At 72.1% G+C, this 22,767-nt stretch carries 22 protein-coding genes and 1 riboswitch; of the genes, 16 read left to right on the top strand and 6 right to left on the bottom strand.

Going from position 1 to position 22,767, the window contains the following annotated elements; all coding sequences use genetic code 11:
- The 5 genes from ACFY9E_RS38225 to ACFY9E_RS38245 all read left to right on the top strand — a co-directional run bounded on the left by ACFY9E_RS38225 (position 1) and on the right by ACFY9E_RS38245 (position 5,999).
- The gene (locus ACFY9E_RS38225; RefSeq protein ID WP_390992813.1) at positions 1–372 is read left to right on the top strand and encodes a barstar family protein; all 372 of its coding nucleotides are present in this window, start codon (positions 1–3) and stop codon (positions 370–372) included.
- 109 nt (positions 373–481) lie between these two features.
- Complete coding sequence (locus ACFY9E_RS38230; RefSeq protein WP_390992816.1) at positions 482–1,924, top strand: GuaB1 family IMP dehydrogenase-related protein; 1,443 nt, start codon at positions 482–484, stop codon at positions 1,922–1,924.
- Positions 1,925–2,733: 809 nt separating this feature from the next.
- Positions 2,734–4,203, top strand: a complete 1,470-nt coding sequence (locus tag ACFY9E_RS38235; protein ID WP_390992819.1) for an amino acid transporter — start codon at positions 2,734–2,736, stop codon at positions 4,201–4,203.
- 10 nt (positions 4,204–4,213) lie between these two features.
- Complete coding sequence (locus tag ACFY9E_RS38240; protein ID WP_053668336.1) at positions 4,214–4,666, top strand: Lrp/AsnC family transcriptional regulator; 453 nt, start codon at positions 4,214–4,216, stop codon at positions 4,664–4,666.
- 136 nt (positions 4,667–4,802) lie between these two features.
- Positions 4,803–5,999 (top strand): MFS transporter, encoded by a 1,197-nt coding sequence (locus tag ACFY9E_RS38245; protein ID WP_390992823.1) that lies wholly within the window; start codon positions 4,803–4,805, stop codon positions 5,997–5,999.
- Here ACFY9E_RS38245 and ACFY9E_RS38250 read toward each other — a convergent pair.
- A complete protein-coding gene (locus tag ACFY9E_RS38250) occupies positions 5,968–6,504 on the bottom strand; it encodes a Repetin (protein WP_390992826.1) in 537 nt (178 codons plus the stop codon). The two genes, ACFY9E_RS38245 and ACFY9E_RS38250, sit on opposite strands and share 32 nt — an antisense overlap.
- Positions 6,505–6,816: 312 nt before the next feature.
- On the opposite strand from ACFY9E_RS38250, the gene ACFY9E_RS38255 reads away from it, so the two are divergent.
- Positions 6,817–7,605 carry a nitrilase-related carbon-nitrogen hydrolase gene (locus ACFY9E_RS38255; RefSeq protein ID WP_390992828.1) on the top strand — a complete coding sequence of 263 codons (789 nt, stop codon included), beginning with the start codon at positions 6,817–6,819 and terminating at the stop codon, positions 7,603–7,605.
- A 49-nt stretch (positions 7,606–7,654) separates the two neighbouring features.
- Positions 7,655–9,352, top strand: a complete 1,698-nt coding sequence (locus ACFY9E_RS38260; protein ID WP_390992831.1) for an FAD-dependent oxidoreductase — start codon at positions 7,655–7,657, stop codon at positions 9,350–9,352.
- On the opposite strand, the gene ACFY9E_RS38265 is transcribed toward ACFY9E_RS38260, so the two are convergent.
- The gene (locus tag ACFY9E_RS38265) at positions 9,349–10,062 is read right to left on the bottom strand and encodes a DUF5995 family protein (protein ID WP_390992834.1); all 714 of its coding nucleotides are present in this window, start codon (positions 10,060–10,062) and stop codon (positions 9,349–9,351) included. The genes ACFY9E_RS38260 and ACFY9E_RS38265 overlap by 4 nt on opposite strands.
- 175 nt (positions 10,063–10,237) lie before the next feature.
- Here ACFY9E_RS38265 and ACFY9E_RS38270 point away from each other — a divergent pair, with 175 nt between their 5' ends.
- On the top strand, positions 10,238–11,371 hold the full coding sequence (locus tag ACFY9E_RS38270) for a glycoside hydrolase family 6 protein (RefSeq protein WP_390992984.1): 1,134 nt from the start codon (positions 10,238–10,240) through the stop codon (positions 11,369–11,371).
- On the opposite strand, the gene ACFY9E_RS38275 is transcribed toward ACFY9E_RS38270, so the two are convergent.
- Together ACFY9E_RS38275 and ACFY9E_RS38280 are read right to left on the bottom strand one after the other, a co-directional pair.
- Complete coding sequence (locus ACFY9E_RS38275) at positions 11,350–12,729, bottom strand: solute carrier family 23 protein (RefSeq protein ID WP_390992837.1); 1,380 nt, start codon at positions 12,727–12,729, stop codon at positions 11,350–11,352. The genes ACFY9E_RS38270 and ACFY9E_RS38275 overlap by 22 nt on opposite strands.
- Before the next feature lie 109 nt (positions 12,730–12,838).
- Entirely contained in the window at positions 12,839–14,044 is a 1,206-nt protein-coding gene (locus tag ACFY9E_RS38280; protein WP_390992840.1) for an MFS transporter, read from the bottom strand.
- Between the two features lie 135 nt (positions 14,045–14,179).
- On the opposite strand from ACFY9E_RS38280, the gene ACFY9E_RS38285 reads away from it, so the two are divergent.
- A complete protein-coding gene (locus ACFY9E_RS38285) occupies positions 14,180–15,451 on the top strand; it encodes an ROK family protein (protein ID WP_390992843.1) in 1,272 nt (423 codons plus the stop codon).
- Between the two features lie 93 nt (positions 15,452–15,544).
- Here the strand turns inward: ACFY9E_RS38285 and ACFY9E_RS38290 are convergent, their stop codons facing one another.
- Entirely contained in the window at positions 15,545–16,336 is a 792-nt protein-coding gene (locus tag ACFY9E_RS38290) for an NAD(P)H-binding protein (RefSeq protein ID WP_390992846.1), read from the bottom strand.
- 101 nt (positions 16,337–16,437) lie between these two features.
- Complete coding sequence (locus ACFY9E_RS38295) at positions 16,438–17,325, bottom strand: RNA polymerase sigma-70 factor (RefSeq protein ID WP_390992849.1); 888 nt, start codon at positions 17,323–17,325, stop codon at positions 16,438–16,440.
- Positions 17,326–17,628: 303 nt separating this feature from the next.
- Positions 17,629–17,759: riboswitch (FMN riboswitch) on the top strand.
- 143 nt (positions 17,760–17,902) lie between these two features.
- Between ACFY9E_RS38295 and ACFY9E_RS38300 the strand changes: the two genes are divergently transcribed.
- From ACFY9E_RS38300 to ACFY9E_RS38330, 7 genes are read left to right on the top strand one after another with little or no spacing between them, the layout of a single operon-like run.
- Complete coding sequence (locus ACFY9E_RS38300) at positions 17,903–18,511, top strand: riboflavin synthase (protein WP_390992852.1); 609 nt, start codon at positions 17,903–17,905, stop codon at positions 18,509–18,511.
- The gene (locus ACFY9E_RS38305; RefSeq protein WP_390992855.1) at positions 18,508–19,149 is read left to right on the top strand and encodes a nicotinamide mononucleotide transporter; all 642 of its coding nucleotides are present in this window, start codon (positions 18,508–18,510) and stop codon (positions 19,147–19,149) included. Before ACFY9E_RS38300 ends, ACFY9E_RS38305 begins: the two co-directional genes overlap by 4 nt.
- On the top strand, positions 19,146–20,486 hold the full coding sequence (locus ACFY9E_RS38310; protein WP_390992857.1) for a bifunctional 3,4-dihydroxy-2-butanone-4-phosphate synthase/GTP cyclohydrolase II: 1,341 nt from the start codon (positions 19,146–19,148) through the stop codon (positions 20,484–20,486). Before ACFY9E_RS38305 ends, ACFY9E_RS38310 begins: the two co-directional genes overlap by 4 nt.
- 20 nt (positions 20,487–20,506) lie before the next feature.
- Positions 20,507–20,992 (top strand): 6,7-dimethyl-8-ribityllumazine synthase, encoded by a 486-nt coding sequence (ribH, locus tag ACFY9E_RS38315; RefSeq protein ID WP_283972528.1) that lies wholly within the window; start codon positions 20,507–20,509, stop codon positions 20,990–20,992.
- A 34-nt stretch (positions 20,993–21,026) separates the two neighbouring features.
- The gene (locus tag ACFY9E_RS38320) at positions 21,027–21,299 is read left to right on the top strand and encodes a phosphoribosyl-ATP diphosphatase (protein WP_019983911.1); all 273 of its coding nucleotides are present in this window, start codon (positions 21,027–21,029) and stop codon (positions 21,297–21,299) included.
- Positions 21,300–21,345: 46 nt separating this feature from the next.
- Positions 21,346–22,194: an ATP phosphoribosyltransferase gene (gene hisG / locus ACFY9E_RS38325; RefSeq protein ID WP_390992861.1), complete on the top strand. Its 849-nt coding sequence runs from the start codon at positions 21,346–21,348 to the stop codon at positions 22,192–22,194.
- Between the two features lie 13 nt (positions 22,195–22,207).
- The gene (locus ACFY9E_RS38330; protein ID WP_390992864.1) at positions 22,208–22,663 is read left to right on the top strand and encodes a PH domain-containing protein; all 456 of its coding nucleotides are present in this window, start codon (positions 22,208–22,210) and stop codon (positions 22,661–22,663) included.
- Positions 22,664–22,767: the final 104 nt, after the last annotated feature.

The raw sequence follows: 22,767 nt of genomic DNA on the forward strand, positions 1-22,767 counted from the left end.
GTGGCCGGCCAGGCGCACGGAGTGCACGACCCGGCGGGCCGGATCGTGCTCGTCCTGGATCTCGACGGGGTCACGGACAAGGCGGGCCTCATGGACCGCTGCGCCCGTGACCTCGCCCTGCCCGACTGGTTCGGACGCAACTGGGACGCCCTCGCCGACTGCCTGGCCGACCCCGCCCTCTGGCCCGAGGAGGCCGGAGAGCGGGGGCTGCTGGTCGTCGTCCGGGGCTGGCGGACCTACGCCGAGACGCAACCCGACGAGTGGCAGGTCGCCGAGGAGATCTTCGCCGAGGCGACGGACCGTGGCCCGGGACTGTTCGTGACCCTCGGCCTTGGAGAATCCTCCGAGAGGCTCCCTGACCAGCCTGGATGATCCGCCGGGGGTCGTCGGGGTGTCCGGCATGGGAGAATGAAGTACGTGCTCTTTCCCCCTGGCCGACCGGTACGGGGGGTCACCTCTGATCGACTGGGATGTGCAGCACGTGCGTTTCCTCAATGACATCCAGCCCGGGTACGACCTGACGTACGACGACGTCTTCATGGTGCCGAGCCGCTCCTCGGTGGGCTCCCGGCAGGCCGTCGACCTCAGCTCCCCGGACGGCACGGGCACCACCATCCCGCTCGTCGTCGCCAACATGACCGCCATCGCCGGCCGCCGCATGGCCGAGACCGTGGCCCGCCGCGGCGGCCTCGTGGTGATACCCCAGGACATCCCGATCGAGGTGGTCACCGAGGTCGTCTCCTGGGTGAAGAGCCGCCATCTGGTGCTGGACACCCCGATCATCCTGTCCCCGCACCAGACCGTCGCTGACGCGCTGGGACTGCTGCCCAAGCGGGCGCACGACGCCGGTGTCGTCGTCGACGAGAACCACAAGCCCATCGGCGTGGTCACCGACTCCGACCTCTCTGGCGTCGACCGCTTCACGCAGCTCGCCGAGGTCATGTCCCGGGACCTGCTGCTCATCGACGCGGACAAGGACCCGGGCGAGGCCTTCGACACCCTCGACCACGCCAACCGCCGCTACGCCCCCGCGGTCCACCCGGACGGCACGCTCGCCGGCATCCTGACCCGCAAGGGCGCCCTGCGCGCCACGCTCTACACGCCCGCCACCGACGCCCGGGGGCGGCTGCGCATCGCCGCCGCCGTCGGCATCAACGGCGACGTCGCGGGCAAGGCGCAGCAGCTGCTGGACGCGGGGGTCGACGCGCTCGTCATCGACACCGCGCACGGCCACCAGGAGTCGATGATCAGCGCCCTGAAGCTGGTGCGCGACCTCGACCCGCAGGTGCCGGTCGTCGCGGGCAACGTGGTCGCCGCCGCGGGCGTGCGCGACCTGATCGAGGCGGGCGCGGACATCGTCAAGGTCGGTGTCGGCCCCGGCGCCATGTGCACCACGCGCATGATGACCGGCGTGGGCCGGCCGCAGTTCTCCGCCGTCCTGGAGTGCGCCGCCGAGGCGAAGAAGTACGGCAAGCACGTGTGGGCCGACGGCGGCGTCCGCCACCCGCGCGATGTGGCCATGGCCCTCGCGGCCGGCGCGTCCAACGTGATGGTCGGCTCCTGGTTCGCGGGCACCTACGAGTCCCCGGGCGACCTCCAGCACGACGCCCAGGGGCGCGCCTACAAGGAGTCCTTCGGCATGGCGTCCGCCCGTGCCGTGCGCAACCGCACCTCCGAGGAGTCGGCGTACGACCGGGCCCGCAAGGCGCTGTTCGAGGAGGGCATCTCCACCTCCCGCATGTTCCTCGACCCGGCCCGCCCGGGCGTCGAGGACCTGATCGACTCGATCATCGCGGGCGTCCGCTCCTCCTGCACCTATGCCGGTGCCGGTTCCCTGGAGGAGTTCGCCGAGAAGGCCATCGTCGGCATCCAGAGCGCCGCCGGCTACGCCGAGGGCAAGCCGCTGCACGCCAGCTGGAACTGACGGTCCCGACGTCCCTTCGAACGGCCCCCGTCGAACCGCCCCGCGCGGATTCGGGGGCCGTGTCGCATGCCCCGGCTCTACCGTCGGCGCATGGAGATCGCCGAGTGCACAGGCGAGGACGTCGAGGCGCTGGAGCGCTGCATGCCGTCGCACAGTGCCGACGGCAGCCGCGCCGCCCGCTTCGCGCGGCAGCGGGCCGGGGACAGCACCCACCTGATCCCGTGGCTGGAGGGCAGGCACGTGGGCCACGCGGAGGTCCGCTGGACCGCGTGCGAGGCGGCCGAGGTACGGGCCGCGCAGCCGGGGTGCCCGGAGACGGCCTCTTCGTCCGGCCCGCGTCGCTCCGCTCCCAGGGCGTCGGCACCGCCCTGGTGCACACCGCCGAACGGCTGGCGCGCGAGCGCCGATCGTGGTGATGGGCCTCGGCGTCGGGGACGACAACCCCCTCGCGGCGGCGCTCTACGCCCGGCTCGGATACGTGCCCACCGCGGCCTGCGTCGATCGCTGGGCCCACCTGGACTCCGTCGGCGTGAGGCAGGAGCCGGCCGATCCCTGCCTGTTCCTGGTCAAGGCGCTCCGACCGCTCCGGTGCAACACTCCACAGCCGTCCTGCAACGAACACCCACCGAGTCCACGGGAACGCAATGATCTTGCGGGTATGCGCAAGGTTGCTGCATTTCGACAGCAACGTCGTTGCTCGTAGGCTGTCGCCTCGTACGTGGCGTGGCGGGGACTCCGCTCGGTGGGTCCCTGCTCAAGGGCGCCCCCGGTCCCTGCCGCCCTGACCGGCAGCGAAAAGGAGCCAGCGCGTGCTCGACCAAGGCGCACCCCCGCAGAACCCAGGCCGGACAGCCGCTTCCGCGCCCCCCGGCATCGGCACGCGCCTCATACGGCGCAAGCCCGTGGAACGCCTGGTCGCCGAGGGTGGCCAGGGCGAGGGAGGGGCACTGCGCCGCACCCTCGGGCTGTGGCAGCTGACCATGATCAGCATCGGTGCCACCCTCGGCACCGGCATCTTCGTCGTCCTCGGCGAGGCCGTCCCCAAGGCGGGCCCGGCCGTCACCCTCTCCTTCGTCATCGCCGGCCTCACCGCCCTGTTCTCGGCCCTGTCCTACGCCGAACTCGCGGGCACCATCCCCGTCGCGGGCTCCTCGTACTCGTATGCGTACGCAACGATGGGTGAGCTGGTCGCCTGGATATGCGGCTGGTGCCTGGTCCTGGAGTACGGCGTGTCGGTCGCCGCCGTCGCCGTCGGCTGGGGCGAGTACCTCAACGAACTGCTCGACGGGACCATCGGCGTCACCATCCCGGCCGCCCTGTCCGCCCCGCCCGGCGACGGCGGCGTGTTCAACCTCCCGGCGCTGATCGTCGTGCTGCTCGCCATGGCGTTCCTGCTGGGCGGCGCCCGCGAGTCCGCCCGCGCCAACACCGTCATGGTCGTCGTGAAGATCGCCGCGCTGGTGCTGTTCTGCGCCATCGGCGTCCAGGGCTTCCGCTCCGGCAACTACGAGAACTTCATGCCGCTCGGCATGGCCGGCGTCAGCGCGGCCGGCGCCACGCTGTTCTTCTCCTACATCGGCTTCGACGCCGCCTCCACCGCCGGCGAGGAGGCCAAGGACGCCCAGCGCGACCTGCCCCGGGCGATCATGCTGTCGCTGGTCATCGTCACCGCGCTGTACGTCCTCGTGGCGGCCGTTGCGGTCGGCGCCAAGCCCTGGAAGAACTTCACCGACTCCGAGGCCGCCCTCGCCCAGATCATGCGCGAGGTCACCGGCCAGACCTTCTGGGGCACGCTGCTGGCGTTCTGCGCCGTCATCGCCATCGCGAGCGTGGTGCTGACCGTGCTGTACGGCCAGACCCGCATCCTGTTCGCCATGTCCCGCGACGGTCTCGTGCCGAAGGTGTTCGCCAAGGTCCACCCGAAGACCGGCGCGCCCCGCGCCAACACCCTGATCGTCTCCCTGTTCTGCGGTGTCCTGGCCGCCGCGATCCCCCTCGGGCAGCTCGCCGACGCCACCAGCATCGGCACCCTGTTCGCCTTCGCGCTCGTCAACGTGGCCGTCGTGGTGCTGCGCCGCACCAAGCCGGACATGCCCCGCACCTTCCGGGTGCCGCTCTCCCCGGTCCTGCCCGCGCTGGGCCTCGCCTTCTGCCTCTGGATGATGGGCAGCCTGTCGACCGTGACCTGGGTGGTCTTCGGTGTCTGGATGGCCGCCGGGCTCGTGTTCTACTTCGTGTACGGCTACCGCCGTTCCCGACTCGCGCCATCCGAAAAGTGATCAACCCACTGTGCTGAACGATCTCGACGAACGCATCGTGCACGCCCTCGCCGAGGACGCCCGCCGCTCCTACGCCGACATCGGCCAACTCGTCGGCCTGTCCGCGCCCGCCGTCAAGCGGCGCGTGGACCGGCTCCGGGCCACCGGGGCCATCACCGGTTTCACGGTGCGGGTGGACCCGGGCGCCCTCGGCTGGGAGACCGAGGGGTTCGTCGAGATCTACTGCCGGGGGAACACCTCCCCGGAGACCATCCAGCGGGGCCTGGAGCGCTACCAGGAGGTCGTGGCCGCGTCCACCGTCACCGGGGACGCGGACGCGATCGCCCAGGTCTTCGCCTCCGACATGCGCCACTTCGAGCGGGTCCTGGAGCGGATCGCCGGGGAGCCGTTCGTCGAGCGGACCAAGTCCGTACTCGTGCTCTCGCCGCTGCTGCGCCGCTTCTCCTCCGGGTCGCCCACGTAAGTCCGTGGCCCGATCCGCATGCCGGGCCTAGCATCGGTGCCATGACCTGGCGACATTGATCCACCAGCCGTGCCTCCCGAGGACCGCCTCGGCCGCCGTACCTCCGGCGTCCGATCCGTCTCCCCGGGAAGGCCTCATGACACTCTCACCCGCCCGCGTGCCCGCCACCGGTGTCCGGCGGCTGACGACCACGCTGTACGGATACGCGTTCCTCGACGACTTCGTCCTGCTCTACCCGGTGTACGCGCTGCTGTTCGCCGACACCGGCATGTCGCTCTGGCAGATCTCCTCCCTGTTCGCCCTGTGGTCGGTCACCGGCGTGGTGCTGGAGGTCCCCTCCGGCGCCTGGGCCGACGCCGTGTCGCGTCGCAGGCTGCTGTGGATCGGCCCGCTGCTGACTGCCGCCGGCTTCGCGCTGTGGGTGGTCCTCCCGTCGTACGGGGCCTTCGCGGCCGGCTTCGTCCTGTGGGGCGCGGGCGGGGCCCTCGGCTCCGGCGCGCTGGAAGCGCTGGTCTACGACGAACTGGACCGGCTCGATGCCGCCGGCCGGTACGCGCGGGTCATGGGCCGGGCCCGGGCCGCACGCCTGCTGGGCACCGTGGCCTCCCTCGGCCTCGCGGGGCCCGTCTTCGCCCGGGGCGGCTACGGGGCGGTCGGTGCCGCCAGCGTCGTGGCCTGTGTGCTGACCGCCCTCACCGCGACCCGGTTCCCGGAGCACCGGGCGCGGCCGGAGGGCGCCGGCGACAGCTGGTCGGCGACCCTGCGCGCCGGACTCGCCGAGGTCCGCGGGGACCGTGCGGTGCGCGGCGCCCTGCTGCTGATCCCGGCTGTCGCCGCGGTGTGGGGCGCGCTCGACGAGTACACCCCCCTGCTGGTCCGGGACCTCGGCGTCGCCGAGGCCGCGGTGCCCTACCTGATCATGCTGATCTGGGCGGGCGTCACCCTCGGCAGCCTGCTGACCGGACCGGCCGAACGCCTCGGCACGACCGGGCTCGCCATGCTGCTCGCGGGTGCCGCCCTCGCCCTGGCGGTGGGAGCCGTGGCCCGTTCCCTGGCCGGTGTCGCCCTCGTGAGCCTCGCCTTCGCGGGATTCCAGCTGGCTGAGGTGCTCGCCGACGTCCGTCTCCAGCACCGCATCGACGAGTCCCGCCGGGCCACACTCACCTCCGTGGCGAGCCTGGGCACCGAGCTGGCCACGGTCGCCACGTTCGGCGTGTACGCGCTGCTCGGGACGGAGCTGGCGCACGGCACCGTCTTCGCGGTACTGGCGATTCCCTACCTGCTGACGGCCCTGGCGCTGGCTAGAGCTCGGGCTGCCACGGCACGACCGTGAAGTCGCCCGTCCCCTTCTCGACCTTCTCGAAGGGGGCGGAGCTCACACACGTGGGCAGCTCCTTCGTCTCGACGGGGCTGCCCGTGGACGCCCAGCTGTAGCCCAGCCGGTCGTGCCGGCCGAGGTCGTGCACGGTGACACCGACCCGCTTGCCCTCGGCGCCCGGGAGGTCGGACTCGGTGATGACGCCGGAGACGACGGCCACCTTGCCGCCGGTCACCAGGCAGTCGACCTTCGCCCTCGCCCGGGCGCCCTCGCCGTTCAGATAGTGGCTGAACTCGAAGGTGCCGGTGGCCTTCATCGGGTCGGCGGTGTCCCTCGCCGCCAGATGCGCGTCGAACGAGAACGTGATGTCGTCCCCTGCCGAGCGGTGGAGCTTGGCGGTGCCGGTGAGCGCTGCGGCCTCCCGCTGCCGAGGTGCGTCCGACGCGGTCGCGGCCGAGGCCGCCCCGGCCGTGAGCAGCAACGCGGAGCCGAGCACAACGATCTTCGTACGGCGCTTCATGACGTTCCTTTCCGCAGGTCGAGTGGACAGCCCTTACTCTCCCGGCCCGGCGCGCAGGGGACATCGCGCCCGGGGCGGGACCCCGCCTCCGCCGCACGGCGGGGGGAGGCCGCACACGGCTGCACTCCCAGGAGGAGCAGGGTCCTACCCGAGGCGCGCAACGAATCGCCGCGCGGCCCGGCGCGCACGCAACGAACCGTTCACCGGCGCGCAACGGCTCCTTCTTGTCCGCCCTGGTCAGCCGCCCGTACCGTCTATGTGGCCCCTCTATGTGGCCCCACCAACCACCCTTCCGCCCGGTGAGGAACACGCATGCGCACCGCCCTGCTCCAGAGCTCCGGCCGGCCCGGCTCCACCGTCGAGAACCTCAAGGTCCTCGACGAGGCCGCCGGCCGTGCCGCCGCCGCGGGCGCCGGACTGTTGGTCACGTCCGAGCTGTTCCTCACCGGGTACGCGATCGGCGACGAGATCGGCCGGCTCGCCGAGCCCGCCGACGGCGACTGCGCGGACGCCATCGCCGAGATCGCGGCGCACCACGGCCTGGCGATCGCCTACGGCTACCCCGAGCGGGCCGGCGACACCGTGTTCAACTCCGCCCAGCTGATCTCCGCCGACGGCACCCGTCTCGCCAACCACCGCAAGACGCACCTCTTCGGCTGCTTCGAGCGCGACCACTTCACGCCCGGCGACCAGCCGGTCGTCCAGGCCGAGATCGACGGCCTCCGGGTCGGCATCCTGATCTGCTACGACGTGGAGTTCCCGGAGAACGTCCGCGCCCACGCCCTCGCCGGCACCGACCTGCTGGTCGTCCCGACCGCGCAGATGCACCCGTTCCAGTTCGTCGCCGAGTCGATGATCCCGGTGCGCGCCTTCGAGAACCAGATGTACGTCGCGTACGTCAACCGGGCCGGCCAGGAAGGCGAGTTCGAGTTCGTGGGGCTGTCCACGCTCGCCGGGCCCGACGGGATCGCCCGCACCCGCGCCGGACGCGGCGAGGAACTCGTACTCGCCGACATCGACCCGGCCTTCCTCGCCGCGTCGCGCGCGAACAACCCGTATCTGCACGACCGGCGGCCCGGCCTGTACGGCCCGCTCGTCTGACACCTCCCCTGAACCGCCCGTTCGTATCTGTGCAAGGAGTCCGCACCCCATGACGTCCACCGTGCCCAACGCCGTCGAGCACGCTGACGCGCAGCAGCCGCCGATCACCATGTTCGGCCCGGACTTCCCGTACGCCTACGACGACTTCCTCGCCCACCCGGCGGGCCTCGGGCAGATACCCGCGACACGGCACGGCACGGAGGTCGCGGTCATCGGCGGCGGCCTGTCCGGCATCGTCGCCGCGTACGAGCTCATGAAGATGGGCCTCAAGCCGGTCGTGTACGAGGCCGACCAGATCGGCGGCCGGCTGCGCACCGTGGGCTTCGACGGGTGCGACGAGTCCCTCACCGCCGAGATGGGCGCGATGCGCTTCCCGCCGTCCTCCACGGCCCTCCAGCACTACATCGACCTCGTCGGCCTGCAGACGCGGCCGTTCCCCAACCCCCTGGCCGAGGCGACCCCCTCGACCGTCGTCGACCTCAAGGGCGAGTCGCACTACGCCGAGACCATCGGCGACCTGCCCCAGGTCTACCGGGACGTCGCCGAGGCATGGAACCGCTGCCTGGAGGAGGGCGCCGACTTCTCCGACATGAACCGCGCCCTGCGCGAGCGGGACGTGCCGCGCATCCGCGAGATCTGGTCCCGGCTCGTCGAGAAGCTCGACAACCAGACCTTCTACGGTTTCCTCTGCGACTCCGAGGCGTTCAAGTCCTTCCGGCACCGCGAGATCTTCGGCCAGGTCGGCTTCGGCACGGGCGGCTGGGACACCGACTTCCCGAACTCCATCCTGGAGATCCTGCGCGTCGTCTACACCGAGGCGGACGACCACCACCGCGGCATCGTCGGCGGCTCCCAGCAGCTGCCGCTGCGCCTGTGGGAGCGCGAGCCGCAGAAGATCGTCCACTGGCCGCTCGGCACCTCGCTCGCGAGCCTGCACGAGGGCGGCGAGCCCCTCCCGGCCGTGACCCGGCTGCACCGCACCGCCGGCAACCGCATCACGGTGACCGACGCCCGCGGCGACATCCGCACCTTCCAGGCGGCGATCTTCACCGCCCAGTCCTGGATGCTGCTGTCGAAGATCGCCTGCGACGACTCGCTCTTCCCGATCGACCACTGGACCGCCATCGAGCGCACCCACTACATGGAGAGCTCCAAGCTCTTCGTGCCGGTCGACCGTCCCTTCTGGCTGGACAAGGACGAGGAGACCGGCCGGGACGTCATGTCGATGACGCTCACCGACCGTATGACGCGCGGTACCTACCTGCTCGACGACGGCCCGGACAAGCCCGCCGTCATCTGCCTCTCCTACACCTGGTGCGACGACAGCCTGAAGTGGCTGCCGCTGTCCGCGAACGAGCGGATGGAGGTCATGCTGAAGTCGCTCGGCGAGATCTATCCCAAGGTCGACATCCGCAAGCACATCATCGGCAACCCGGTGACCGTCTCCTGGGAGAACGAGCCCTACTTCATGGGCGCGTTCAAGGCCAACCTTCCCGGCCACTACCGCTACCAGCGGCGCCTGTTCACGCACTTCATGCAGGACCGGCTGCCCGAGGACAAGCGCGGCATCTTCCTCGCCGGCGACGACATCTCCTGGACGGCCGGCTGGGCCGAGGGCGCCATCCAGACCGCCCTCAACGCGGTCTGGGGCGTCATGCACCACCTCGGCGGCACGACCGACCCGACCAACCCGGGTCCGGGCGACGTCTACGACGAGATCGCGCCCGTCGAACTGCCGGAGGACTAGGGCCGGAAGCCCGGCTCGGCCAGGGGGGTGAGCAGCATGCGCCCCGCGAAGCCCACCGCCGTGTCCAGGCGTTCGGTGAACTCCTCGGCGACATCGGGGAGTTCGCGAAGGGCCCACAGGGCCCGGGCCGCCGTCCACGCGGCGTCCCGGGCGCGGTCCAGGCTCCAGGAGCCGAGCAGGTGGGTCAGCGGGTCGGCGATCCGGAAGAGGTCGGGGCCCGGCATCAGATCTTCGCGGATGCGCTCCTCCAGCGAGACGAGGAGATCACCCACCATGTCGAACTCGTCCTCCAGATCGACGGGTGCGCAGCGGAGCGTACGGCAGGTGTCCACGACGGCCAGCGCGAGATCGTGCCCGATGTGCGCGTTGATACCCGCCAGCGCGAACTGCAACGGCCGTACCCCGGGATGGCGGCGGAACTGGAACAGCGGGCGCCAGCAGGCGGGCGGGCGCCGCTCGCCCGCCACCGTCTCGACGGCCGCCAGGTACCGCTGCGCGAACCGTACGTCCAGCGTGATCGCGGCGTGGGCGTCCGCGAACCGCCCGGTGTCGAGGTACCGGTCCACCGCCTCCGTCACGGCGAGGTAGACGCGGTTGAAGACCGCCACCCCGTCCCGGGGATGCAGGGCCGCGTCGAGGGCGCGCATCCGGGAGATGACGGCGTCGACCGGAGTGTCCACGGCTGGGGGGACTTGTTCGCATCGCGGCATGCGGGCAGAGTCGCAGCTCTAGGCTGGCGGACGTACCGGCGGGCCCGGGGCTTCCCCGAAACGGGGGAACACCGCCCGCCGCAGGGGGAGGGGGAGCAGCACCGTGTCAGGCTCGCGCGCGCAGCGCCTGGCCGCCCGCAGGGCCGAGCGCAGGCGCGCCGCCCGACGCGGCGCGATGGTCGTGGCGGCCTCGCTCGTGATCGCGGCCGGCGCGGTCGCCGGGGTCCTCGCCGCGTTCGACCACGGGCGGGCCTCGGACGAGGCCGGGCCCCCCGAGGTGTCGGCCCCGCCCCGCCCGGCGCCCCTGCCGGCCGTGCCGCCGACGTCCGCGTCGGCCACGGCCGAGTCCGCTTCCCCCTCGCCGTCGCCGTCCGCGCGCCGCACGCGGAGCTCCACCCCGCCGAGGACCGAGAAGAAGCGGGAGCGCACCACCACCCGCGTGGCCGGGCGGCTGTACCGCCACCCCGACTCCCAAGTGCTCGAGTGGGTCCGCTCCCACGCCGGCGACCCCCGGCACGCGGTCATCGCGTCCCGTATCGCCGAGCAGCCGGCGGCGGTCTGGTTCGCCGACTACTCGCCCGAGACCGTCACCGCCCGGGTGGCCGCGGTGACCTCGGGCGCGGCCGTGCAGGGCCGGGTGCCCGTCGTCGTGCCGTACGCCATTCCCGGCCGGGACTGCGGCGGTTACTCCCAGGGCGGGGCGCCCGACCTGGACGAATACGACGCCTGGATCGACCGGTTCGCCGCGGGGCTGGGCTCCGGCGAGGTCATCGTCGTCCTGGAGCCGGACTCGGTCGCCCAGACCGCGTGCCTCTCCACCGGTGACCGCGCGGACCGCTTCGCTTCACTGGCCCGGGCCGGCCGGGTCCTGAAGGCGGCCAATCCCCGGGCCCGCGTGTACTTCGACGCGGGACACTCGGGCTGGAACGCGCCCGGCACGCAGGCGGCCTGGCTCAGACAGGCCGGTGCCGCCTCGCCCGCCTCCTCCGACGGGATCTTCAGCAACGTCTCCAACTTCCACACCACCGCCGACGAGGTCGCCTACGACCGGCGGGTCCTCGACGCTCTCGGCGGCCCGGGGAGCCTCGGCGCCGTCATCGACACCAGCCGCAACGGCAACGGCGCCCCGACCGACGGCCGGTGGTGCGACCCGGCGGGCCGCAAACTCGGCCGGGCACCCACCCTCAGCACCGGCGAGGCCCGGATCGACGCCTACCTGTGGATCAAACTGCCGGGGGAGTCGGACGGCTGCAAGGGCAGGCCCGGGACGTTCACGGCGTCCTACGCCTACGACTTGGCGTCGTCGTAGGAGGAGGTGCCCTCGTCCAGCAGGGGCGTCTGCGTCTTCAAGTGGGCCGGGGCGAAGGCCCGCAGGGCGTGGTAGCCGGTGATGACGACCACCGTGCCCAGCGCGATGCCGCTCAGCGAGAACGTGTCCGTGAACTTCATGGAGACGTTGCCCACGCCGATGATGATGCCCGCGGCCGCGGGGACCAGGTTCAGCGGACTGCGCAGATCCACCTTGGCGTTGAGCCAGATCTGGGCGCCGAGCAGGCCGATCATGCCGTAGAGGATGACGGTGATGCCACCGAGCACGCCGCCCGGGATCGCCGCCACGACCGCGCCGAACTTGGGGCAGATGCCGAACAGCAGGGCGAAGCCGGCGGCGGCCCAGTAGGCGGCCGTCGAATACACGCGGGTCGCGGCCATCACGCCGATGTTCTCGGAGTACGTGGTGTTGGGCGGGCCGCCGACCGCGGTGGACAGCATCGAGCCGACGCCGTCGGCCGCGATCGCCGTGCCGAGCTTGTCGTCCAGCGAGTCGCCGGTCATCTCGCCGACCGCCTTCACGTGCCCGGCGTTCTCCGCGACCAGCGCGATGACGACCGGCAGGGCGACCAGGATCGCCGACCACTCGAAGGACGGGGCGTGCAGGTCCGGCAGCCCGATCCAGTCGGCCCGGCCCACGCCGGAGAGGTCGAGCCGCCAGTGGTCGGTCAGCTTGCCGCTCGCGTCCACCGAGTGGATCTTGCCGAAGACGAGGTCGAAGACCCAGGAGATGCCGTACCCGAAGACGAGCCCCAGGAAGATCGCGATCCGGGACCAGAAGCCCCGCAGGCAGACGACCGCCAGACCGGTGAACAGCATCACCAGCAGGGCCGTCCACTGGTCCTGCGGCCAGTACGTCGAAGCCGTCACCGGCGCGAGGTTGAAGCCGATCAGCATCACCACCGCGCCGGTCACGATCGGCGGCATCGCGGCGTGGATGATCCGCGCCCCGAACCGCCGCACGGCGAGCCCCACCAGGAACAGCGCGCCCCCGACGACGAACACCGCGCCGGTGACGGTCGCGCTGCTGCCGCCCTGCGCCCGGATGACCGCCGCCACGCCGACGAAGGAGAGCGAGCAGCCCAGATAACTGGGCACGCTGCCGCGGGTGGCGAGCAGGAACACGACGGTCGCGACGCCCGACATCATGATCGCGAGGTTCGGGTCCAGGCCCATCAGGACCGGGGCCACGAAGGACGCCCCGAACATGGCCACGACGTGCTGGGCACCGAGCCCGGCCGTGCGCGGCCAGGAGAGCCGCTCGTCGGGGCGGACCACCGCGCCGGGCGCCGGGGTGCGTCCGTCGCCGTGCAGTTTCCAGCGGACGCCGAGATCCATGGTGCGGTTTCGCTTTCGTCGTGCGTGCGAGTGTCCGGACCATTGTCGGGGTGCGCCGGGAGTGCTGGTGACCGGGGCGGCGCCGGGCCCGTTTCAGTCCGGCGCCGGCTCAGGGCCGCGGGTCCGGAACCGCCGCGTCCGGCCGCCCGATCTGCGTCCGCTCGCCGGGGCGCAGCACCCCCGCGAACGCCACCAGGCCGCACGACAGCGCCGTCACCAGGCAGAACGACACCATCAGGCTGGTCGCCTGGGCCAGCATGCCGATCGCGCTCGGCGCGATCAGCCCCGAGGTGTACGTGATGGTCGCGACGCCCGCGATGGCCAGGCTCGGGTTGGCGCCGCTGCGGCCGGCCGCAGCGAAGCACAGCGGTACGACGACGGCGATGCCGAGACCCATCAGCGCGAACCCGCTCATGGCCACCGCCGGATGGTCCGCCACGACGATCAGCAGCCCGCCCAGGACGGCGAACACGCCGCTCGTCCGCACGGTCCGCACCGCACCGAAGCGGTCGACGACCTTGTCGCCGGCGAGCCGCGCGACGGCCATGGTGAGCGTGAAGCCCGTCGTGCACGCCGCGGCGAGCCCGGCCGAGGTCTCCAGCTGCTCGCGCAGATAGACCGCCGACCAGTCCAGGCTCGCGCCCTCCGCGAACACCGCGCAGAACCCGATCGCGCCGATGAGCAGCGCCGAGCGGGGCGGCAGCGCGAACCGCGGCGGCGGCTCCTCGTCCTCGGCGGGCTGCAGGTCGAGCACCCACTGGCAGGACAGCACGCCGACGACGGTGAGGACCGCGGCGGCCAGGACGTGGTGCAGCCGGGCGTCCGAACCGAGGTGCGCGGCGAGCGTGCCGGCCGCCGAGCCGACCAGGGCGCCCGCGCTCCACATGCCGTGCAGCCCGGACATGATCGACCGGCCGAGGCGGTTCTCGACCTCCACCCCCAGCGCGTTCATCGCCACGTCCGCCATGCCCGCCGTGGCGCCGTACGTGAACAGGGCCAGGCAGAGCGTCAGCAGGTTCGGGGCGAGGGAGGGAAGAACCAGGGACAGCGTCCACAGGGCGATCAGTCCGCGCAGCGCGTTGCGGGCGCCGAAGCGGTGGCTGATGCTGCCGGCGAGCGGCATGGCCACGGACGCGCCGAGCGCGGGGAAGGCCAGCGCGATCCCCAACTGGCCCGCGCTCACGCCCGCGTGATCCTGGATCCACGGCACGCGGGTGGCGAACGAGCCGGTCACGGCGCCGTGCACGGCGAAGACGGCGGCCACGGCGTACCGGGACCGCTTCACCTCGCGCTGTTCGTCGACCACGTTGCCCATTCTGCGGTCCCCCTCCAGGTCTCTGCCGTACTCGCCTCTGGTGCGGGCGTAAACTATCAGGAACCCTGCCTGATAATAAGAGGGTCTCCCGGCGGGCCGCGGTCGACGGCTCCGCCGATCTGGAAGGATCCCGGCATGCCCGCATCCCCGAGCACCGCCCGGGCCATCAACGACCGGCTCGCCCTGCGCCTGCTCCAGCAGGAAGGCCCGTTGACGGCAGGGCAGTTGAAGCAGCTGACCGGTCTGTCCCGGCCGACCGTCGCCGACCTCGTCGAACGCCTCACCGCCGCGGGTCTGATCGCGGTGGTCGGCGAGGCGGGGGAGCAGCGGCGCGGCCCCAACGCGAAGGTGTACGGCATCGTCGCCGACCGGGCGCACCTGGCCGCCCTCGACGTTCGCACCGAGGGTGTCGCAGTGGCCGTCGCGGACCTGGTGGGGCGGGTACTGGCCGAGGCGTCGGTGCCGATCGCCGGAGACATGGGAACGGGCCCCGCCGTGGAACAGGCGGTCACGCTGGTCGAGCGTGTGGTGAAGGAGGCCGGGGCCGACCGCCTGCACACCGTGGGGATCGGGGCGCCCGGCCTGATCGACCCCTCCAGCGGCGAGCTGCGCGACTCCTCCGGACTGCCGGAGTGGCACCGCCGCCTTGTCGCCACCCTCCAGGAGCACCTGCCCGAGGCCCGCGTCAGCGTCGAGAACGAGACGAACCTCGCGGCGCTGGCGGAACAGCGCGACGGGGCGGCCCGGGACCGGGACACGTTCGTCCTGCTGTGGCTGGGCCACGGAACGGGAGCGGCCGTGGTCCTCGACGGCGCCCTCCGTCGCGGGGCCTCCGGCGGCACCGGCGAGATCGGCTTCCTCCCCGTCCCCGGCACGACCGCGCTGCCGTCCTCGACGGACTGCGAGGGGGGCTTCCATTCCCTGGCCTCGTCGGCTGCGGTCATGGAACTCGCTGCCGAGTGCGGGGTGCCGGTCGAGCCGGGACAGGAGGCGTCGCAGGCCGGGGGCGTGCGGGCGGCGGTCGGGGTGGTGCGGGGGGCGGTGGCTCAGGTCCGGGAGGCGGGAGCGGCGGCCGGGCCCCCCGAGGAGCACTCGCCCGCCGGCCCCGCCGGCCGTTTCCTCGACGCCCTCGCCGATCGCCTGGCCGTCGGAGTCGCCTCGGTCGTCGCGATCCTGGACCCCGGGTGCGTGGTGCTCGGGGGTGAGGTCGGTCAGGCCGGCGGCGAGGAGCTCGCCGCACGCGTGCAGGACCGCATCGCCCGGATGACACCGCTGCCGACGGAGGTACGGACGGCCACCCTGGGCGGCGGCGCGGTCCTGCGAGGTGCGCTGCTCACGGCTCGGGACCGCGCCCAGGAGGAACTGTTCCCGCCGGGGGAGCGGCTGCCACAGCCGTTCCCGGGCTGATAGGGCGTGACGCCCTGGCCGTCGCGTCCTGGTGCCGACGCCCTTGGCCGCTGCTCCCCGCCCTGCCCCTCGGCCGCCGCCGCCCGCCCTGCCCTAGGCCCCGGACCGACCCTCTCCGCCCCGCCGGCTCCCCGCCCGCACCCGGTCGCTCCCGAAGCGCCTCGCCAGGTACTCCTCGAAGGACCCGGTGCCCACGGCCCGGTCCGGCGTCAGATGCCCCCCACTGCGGAAGCCCCGGTATGCCGCCCCCCACAGCGGCACGTGCACCACCGCCCGCCGTCGCCCGGTCGCCTTCAGATACGCGCGGGCCAGCGACTCGAACGTCCGCACCTCGGGCCCGCCCATGTCCTCGACCCGCCCCGCCGGCGCACCCGCCGCCAGCTCGGCCAGCCGGTCCGCGACCTCGGCGACCTCGACCGGCTGGTCCCGAAGGCCGGCCGGCAGGAACAGCACCGGCAGCTTCGACAGCCCCTGGAACAGCATGACCAGCAGGTCGTGGAACTGGGTGGCCCGCAGCACGGTCCAGCCGAGCCCCGACTCCTCGACGAGCCTCTCCACCGCGAGCTTGCTCTTGTAATAGCGGAACGGCACCCGGTCGACGCCGACGATGGAGATGTACACGAAGTGGGGCACACGTGCCCCGCGTGCCGCCCTGATCAGGTTCGCCGCCGCCTCCTCGTCGCCCTTCTGCGACGACGCGCAGTGCACGATCGTGTCCACACCGGCGACCGCCACCTCCAGCCCGGCACCGCCCTTGCGCAGATCGACCGCGTACGGCTCGCTGTGCCGGCTGAGCACCCGCACCTCGTGCCCGTCCGCGCGCAGCCGCTCGGCGACGAGCCGGCCGAGCGTTCCGGTACCGCCGGTCACCAGGATCGTGGTCATGCGGTTCAGTCCCTTCGGACGCCGGCGCTCCCGGACGGAGCGCCCCACGCCGGCTAGGACCGAACACCCCCCGCGGAATGTGACAGACGCGCCCGGCGGTCCTACGCCCGGATGAGCTGACGCCGCGCGAACGCCAGCTTCTCCGGGTTGACGACGGCCCGCACCGCCGTGACCAGCCCGTCGCGCACCTCGAACGCCGCCAGCCCCACCAGGGTGTCGCCGGCCCAGGTGGCCAGCCCGGTGGCTCCGTTGACCTCCACCGGCGTGAAGTCCAGGCCCGCCGCGAACTTCGGTCCCCCGCCCGCCAGGAACTGGGCGATCCTCTGACCGCCCTCGATCGGCCAACGCGCCGCGGTGACCTTTCCGCCGCCGTCGCTCCACCAGGTCGCCTCGGCCGCGAGCAGCTTCTCCAGCCCGGCCAGATCACCCTCACGGGCCGCGGTGATGAACGACGCGACCAGCTCCTCCTGCTGCTTGGACGCGGGCTCGAACCGGGCCTGCGGCTCCCCCACCCGCTGCGCGGCCCTCCGGTACAGCTGACGGCAGTTCGCCTCGCTCAGATCCAGCACCCCGGCGATCTCCCGATGCCCGTACCCGAACGCCTCCCGCAGCACGTACACCGCCCGCTCGGTCGGCGTCAGCCGCTCCAGCAGCACCAGCATCGCCATCGACACGGCATCCCGCTGCTCGGCCGACTCCAGCGGCCCGAGCGTGCCGTCCTGGGTGACCACCGGCTCGGGCAGCCAGGTCCCGACGTACTGCTCGCGGCGGGCCCGCGCGGAGGTCAACCGGTTCAGGCAGAGGTTTGTGACCACCTTGGCGAGCCAGGCCGCCGGCTGCACGATCCCGGCCCGGTCGGCTCCGCTGAAGCGCAGGTACGCGTCCTGGACCGCGTCCTCGGCCTCCTCGGCGGAGCCCAGCAGCCGGTAGGCGAGCGAGAACATCCGGCGCCGGTGGATCTCGAACTCGTCGGCGGTCGTCGTGGTCATACGACTCACCCTGCCAGAACGCCGGGCGCGCGGCGTGGGAAGGCCCGACGGCGGGCAAGGGCCGTCGTCACCGCCGCCGGGCCGGTCGGTGGGGGGTCGGTCGACCCTGAGGCCGACCCTAGAAAGGACTAGACCACATCGTCAATAGGTGTGTACCAATGGCGGCCTCAAGGGACCGGCCCGGAACGGATGTTGAGGGCCGGTCGCGCTCGGGAAGGGGTGCGACACGGTCTGTGAGGCAGCCCACACACTTCTCCTCTTTGAACGTCGATCAGGCGTGGCACACTGGCCCTGTATCAGTAGCAGCGCACTCCGGGGTCGGTGAAAGTCCGAACCGGCGGTTACAGTCCGCGACCCGGTCGCCTCCAGCGGCCGGTTGACCAGGTGAAATTCCTGGACCGACGGTTAAAGTCCGGATGGGAGGCAGTGCGCGGCGAGCGGGCATCCGTGCGCGCCGCCCAGAAGTCCGTCCCCGTGGCGGACTCCGTCCGGCGTCGTCCCCGGTGTCCTGCTCGTACTTTCTGTCGTCATCGACAGCCCCGGAGTCCGTGCCCGAAGAGGCAGGAGGACCCGGGAAGTGTTCACCGGAATCGTCGAAGAGCTGGGCGAGGTCACCGCCGTCGAGAACCTCGACGACGCCTGTCGCTTCCGGCTGCGCGGCCCCGTCGTCACCGAAGGCGCGAAACACGGCGACTCCATCGCCGTCAACGGCGTCTGCCTCACGGTCGTCGAGCACGAGGGTGACGAGTTCACCGCCGACGTCATGGCCGAGACCCTGAACCGCTCCAGCCTCGGCGCCCTGAAGGCCGGCTCCCGCGTCAACCTCGAACGCCCCATGGCCGTCGGCGAACGCCTCGGCGGGCACATCGTGCAGGGCCACGTGGACGGCACCGGCCACATCCTGGAGCGCGAGCCCTCCGAGAACTGGGAGATCGTGAAGATCTCCCTCCCCGCCGACCTCACCCGGTACGTGGTCGAAAAGGGCTCCATCACCGTCGACGGCATCAGCCTCACCGTCGTCGACGCCGGCTCCGACCACTTCACCGTGAGCCTCATCCCCACCACCCTCGCCCTGACCACGCTCGGCCACAAGCAGCCCGGCGACCCGGTCAACCTCGAGGTGGACGTCATCGCCAAGTACGTCGAGCGGATGCTCGGCGACCGCGCGCAGGGGGCGGCCCGGTGAACACGCTGAACTCCGAGGCGTTCGCCCTCTTCGGCCAGCACATCCTCTGGTCCGACATGGTCGGCAACCTCTTCGGCCTGGCCGCCCTCGCCCTCGGCTGGCGGCGCTCCATCTGGACCTGGCCCGTGCAGTTCCTGGCCGGCCTCATCCTCTTCGGCGCCTTCTTCGGCCACCTCACCGGCAGCGCCGGCAAGCAGGCGGTCGTCATGGTCGTCGCCCTGTACGGCTGGTGGCAGTGGCAGCGCGGCACGGGGCAGGGCGAGGACGGCCACATCGCCGTCCGGTTCGCCACCTGGCGCGAGCGCGCGGCGATGGCCGCGGCGGCCGCCGCCGGCACGGTCGCGGTGGCGCTGCTCTTCACCGCGTACCCCACCCTCTCCTGGGACCCCTGGCCGGACGCCTACATCTTCGTCGGCACCGTCGTCGCCATGTACGCCCAGGCCCGCGGCATGGTCGAGTTCTGGTTCGCCTGGCTGCTCGTCGACCTCGTCGGCGTGCCCCTCAACTTCGCCAACGGCTACGCCTTCTCCGGCTTCGTCTACGTCATCTACGGCGCGCTCGTCCTGTGGGGCCTGCGCGACTGGTGGCTGCGCTCGCGTCAGGCCGCGCGGCCCACCCTGGAAGGAGCGCCGGCATGACTGCCCGCCCGTCACCCGCCACCACCCTGAACGAGGCGCTTCGCGCCACCCCCTCGACCACCGCCCTGTACAGCTCCGACGACGTCGAGACCTTCGCCCTCGACCCCGTCGAGCAGGCCATCGCCGACATCGCGGCCGGCCGCCCCGTCGTGGTCGTCGACGACGAGGACCGGGAGAACGAGGGCGACCTCGTCATCGCCGCCGAGAAGGCCACCCCCGAGATCGTCGCCTTCATGATGAGCGAGTGCCGCGGCCTGATCTGCGCCCCCATGGAGGGCGAGGAACTGGACCGGCTGAACCTCCCGCAGATGGTCGAGGACAACACCGAGTCGATGAAGACCGCGTTCACGGTCTCCGTCGACGCCTCCGCCGCCCACGGCGTGAGCACCGGCATCTCCGCCTCCGACCGCGCCACCACCCTCCGGCTGCTCGCCGACGGCGTCAGCGGACCCGACGAATTCGTCCGCCCCGGCCACATCTTCCCGCTGCGCGCCCGCCCCGGAGGCGTCCTGACCCGCAACGGCCACACCGAGGCCGCGGTCGACCTCGCCCGCCTCGCGGGCCTGCGCCCGGCCGGCGCGATCGTCGAGATCGCCGGCGAGGACGGCACCATGCTGCGCCTGCCCGAGCTGATCCCCTTCGCCCGCAAGCACGGCCTGACGATCATCTCCATCGAGGATCTGATCGCCTACCGCCGCAGCAGCGAGCCCACCGTCCGCCGCGAGGCCAGGACCCAACTGCCCACCGCCCACGGCACCTTCACGGCCTACGGCTACCGCTCCATCGTCGACGGCGTCGAGCACGTCGCCCTGGTGCACGGCGAGATCGGCGACGGCCAGGACGTCCTCGTCCGGGTCCACTCCGAATGCCTCACCGGCGACGTCTTCGGCTCCGCCCGTTGCGACTGCGGACCCCAGCTGGACGCCTCCCTGGCCCGCATCCAGGCCGAGGGCCGGGGCGTGGTGGTCTACCTGCGCGGACACGAGGGCCGCGGCATCGGCCTGATGTCCAAGCTGCGCGCCTACGAACTGCAGGAGCGCGGCCGCGACACCCTCGACGCCAACCTCGAACTCGGCCTGCCCGCCGACGCCCGCGACTACGCGGCGGGCGCCCAGATCCTCGCCGACCTCGGCGTGCGCGGTGTCCGGCTGCTGACCAACAACCCCGACAAGACCGACGCGCTCGTGCGGCACGGCATCGCGGTCAGGGCGCGCGTGCCGATGCCCGTGAGCGCCGGCGAGCACAACCTCCGCTACCTGCGCACCAAGCGGGACCGGATGGGCCACGACCTGCCCTGGCTGGACACGACGACCGTGCCGGCCTGCGGCAACCAGTAAGAAAGCACAGAGGGAGAGACGTGAGCGGCAAGGGTGCACCGGAGCTGTCCGTACGCAATGTGGGTGACCTCCGGGTCGCCGTCATCGCGGCACAGTGGCACGAGAAGGTGATGAACGGCCTGGTCGACGGCGCCCTGCGCGCCCTGCACGACCTGGGCATCGACGAGCCGACCCTGCTGAGGGTCCCCGGCAGCTGGGAGCTCCCGGTCGTCGCCAAGGTCCTCGCGGGCCGCGGTTACGACGCGATCGTCGCCCTCGGCGTCGTCATCCGCGGCGGAACCCCCCACTTCGAGTACGTGTGCCAGGGCGTGACCCAGGGCCTCACCCAGGTCTCCGTCGACACCGGCGTCCCCGTCGGCTTCGGCGTGCTGACCTGCGACACCGAGGAGCAGGCCCTGGACCGCGCCGGAATCGAGGGCTCCCACGAGGACAAGGGGCACGAGGCGGTGACGGCCGCGGTCGCGACCGCGGCCACCCTCCGCTCAGTATCCGAACCCTGGCGCTGACGAAAGCCGTGTGTGGCATAGGCTGAGCGACACCATGTCCAAGAAGACGTTCGAGGAGCTCTTCACCGAGCTCCAGCACAAGGCCGCCCAGGGCGACCCCGCCACTTCCCGCACCGCAGAACTGGTCGGGAAGGGCGTCCACGCCATCGGCAAGAAGGTCGTCGAAGAGGCCGCCGAGGTGTGGATGGCCGCCGAGTACGAGGGCAAGGAGGCGGCCGCCGAGGAGATCTCGCAGCTGCTGTACCACGTCCAGGTGATGATGGTCGCCCGCGGCATCTCCCTCGACGACGTCTACGCCCACCTGTAAGCCGCACCCGTCCCCGTACGACACCCACGCAAAGGAAGCCGACCTCATGCTGCGCATCGCCGTCCCCAACAAGGGTTCCCTGTCAGGCCCTGCGGCGGAGATGCTGCATGAGGCCGGCTACCAGCAGCGCCGGGAGTCCAAGGAACTGCGGATCGTCGACCCGGTGAACGAGGTCGAGTTCTTCTACCTCCGCCCCCGCGACATCGCGATCTACGTGGCCTCCGGTCAGCTGGACATCGGCCTCACCGGCCGGGACCTGCTCATCGACTCCGGCGCCGAAGCCGAGGAGATCCTCGCCCTCGGCTTCGCCCGCTCCACCTTCCGCTACGCCACCAAGCCCGGCACGATCGGCGGCCTGGCGGACCTGGCGGGCAAGACGATCGCCACCTCCTACGAGGGCATCGTCGCGGCGCACCTCGCCGAGCACGGCATCGACGCCTCCGTCGTCCACCTCGACGGCGCCGTCGAGACCGCCATCCAGCTCGGCGTCGCCCAGGTCATCGCCGACGTCGTCGAGACCGGCACCTCCCTGCGCAACGCGGGCCTGGAGGTCGCCGGCGAGCCGATCATGCAGTCCGAGGCCGTCGTGATCCGCCGCACCGGCGCGGAGCCCGACGACCCCAAGGTGCAGCAGTTCCTGCGCCGCCTCCAGGGCGTCCTGGTCGCCCGGACGTACGTGATGATGGACTACGACTGCCGTGTCGAGCAGCTGGAGAAGGCCGTGGCCCTCACGCCGGGCCTGGAGTCCCCGACGGTCTCCCCGCTGCACAACGAGGGCTGGGTCGCCGTCCGCGCGATGGTTCCGGCCAAGGAAGCCCAGCGGATCATGGACGACCTGTACGACATCGGCGCCCGGGCCATCCTGACCACGGCCATCCACGCCTGCCGTCTCTGAGGGGCGCGCACCGATGTCCGATCTGCCCACCCTGCCCGTCACCTTCCGGCCGGGCAGCACCCGCGTGGTGCTGCTCACCGCAGCCGTCGCCGTCTTCGTGGTGATCACGGCGGTCGCGATGCTGCTGAAGCAGCTCAGCCCCGGCGAGCGCGTCAGCTTCGTCTTCACGGCGCTCCTGCTGGACGCCGTACTGCTCCTCCTGGCGCGGCCCAAGGTCGTCGCCGACGAGGACGGCGTCACTGTCGTCAATCTCACGAACAAGCGCCGGCTGGACTGGGCCGAGATCCTCCAGGTGACCCTCCGGCCCGGCGACCCCTGGGTCTTCCTCAACCTCAGCGACGGCACCAGCCTGCCTGCTCTGGGCATCCAGCCGGGCCTGGCCAAGCAGCGCGCGATCGCCGACGCCCGGGCCCTGCGGGCGCTCGCCGAGGCCCGTTCCGCGGCGGGCCCCGACGGGCCTCGGGACTGACGCCGGGCATCCTCCCGGCGGCCGCCACTGCCGCACCGGGCCGTGTCTTGATTAATCTGTTGGCGGAGGCGTGATGGATGCGCCTCCGCCTCTGTTGCCCCGAC

It is taken from the genome of Streptomyces sp. NPDC012466, assembly GCF_042955215.1.
Lineage (GTDB): Bacteria > Actinomycetota > Actinomycetes > Streptomycetales > Streptomycetaceae > Streptomyces.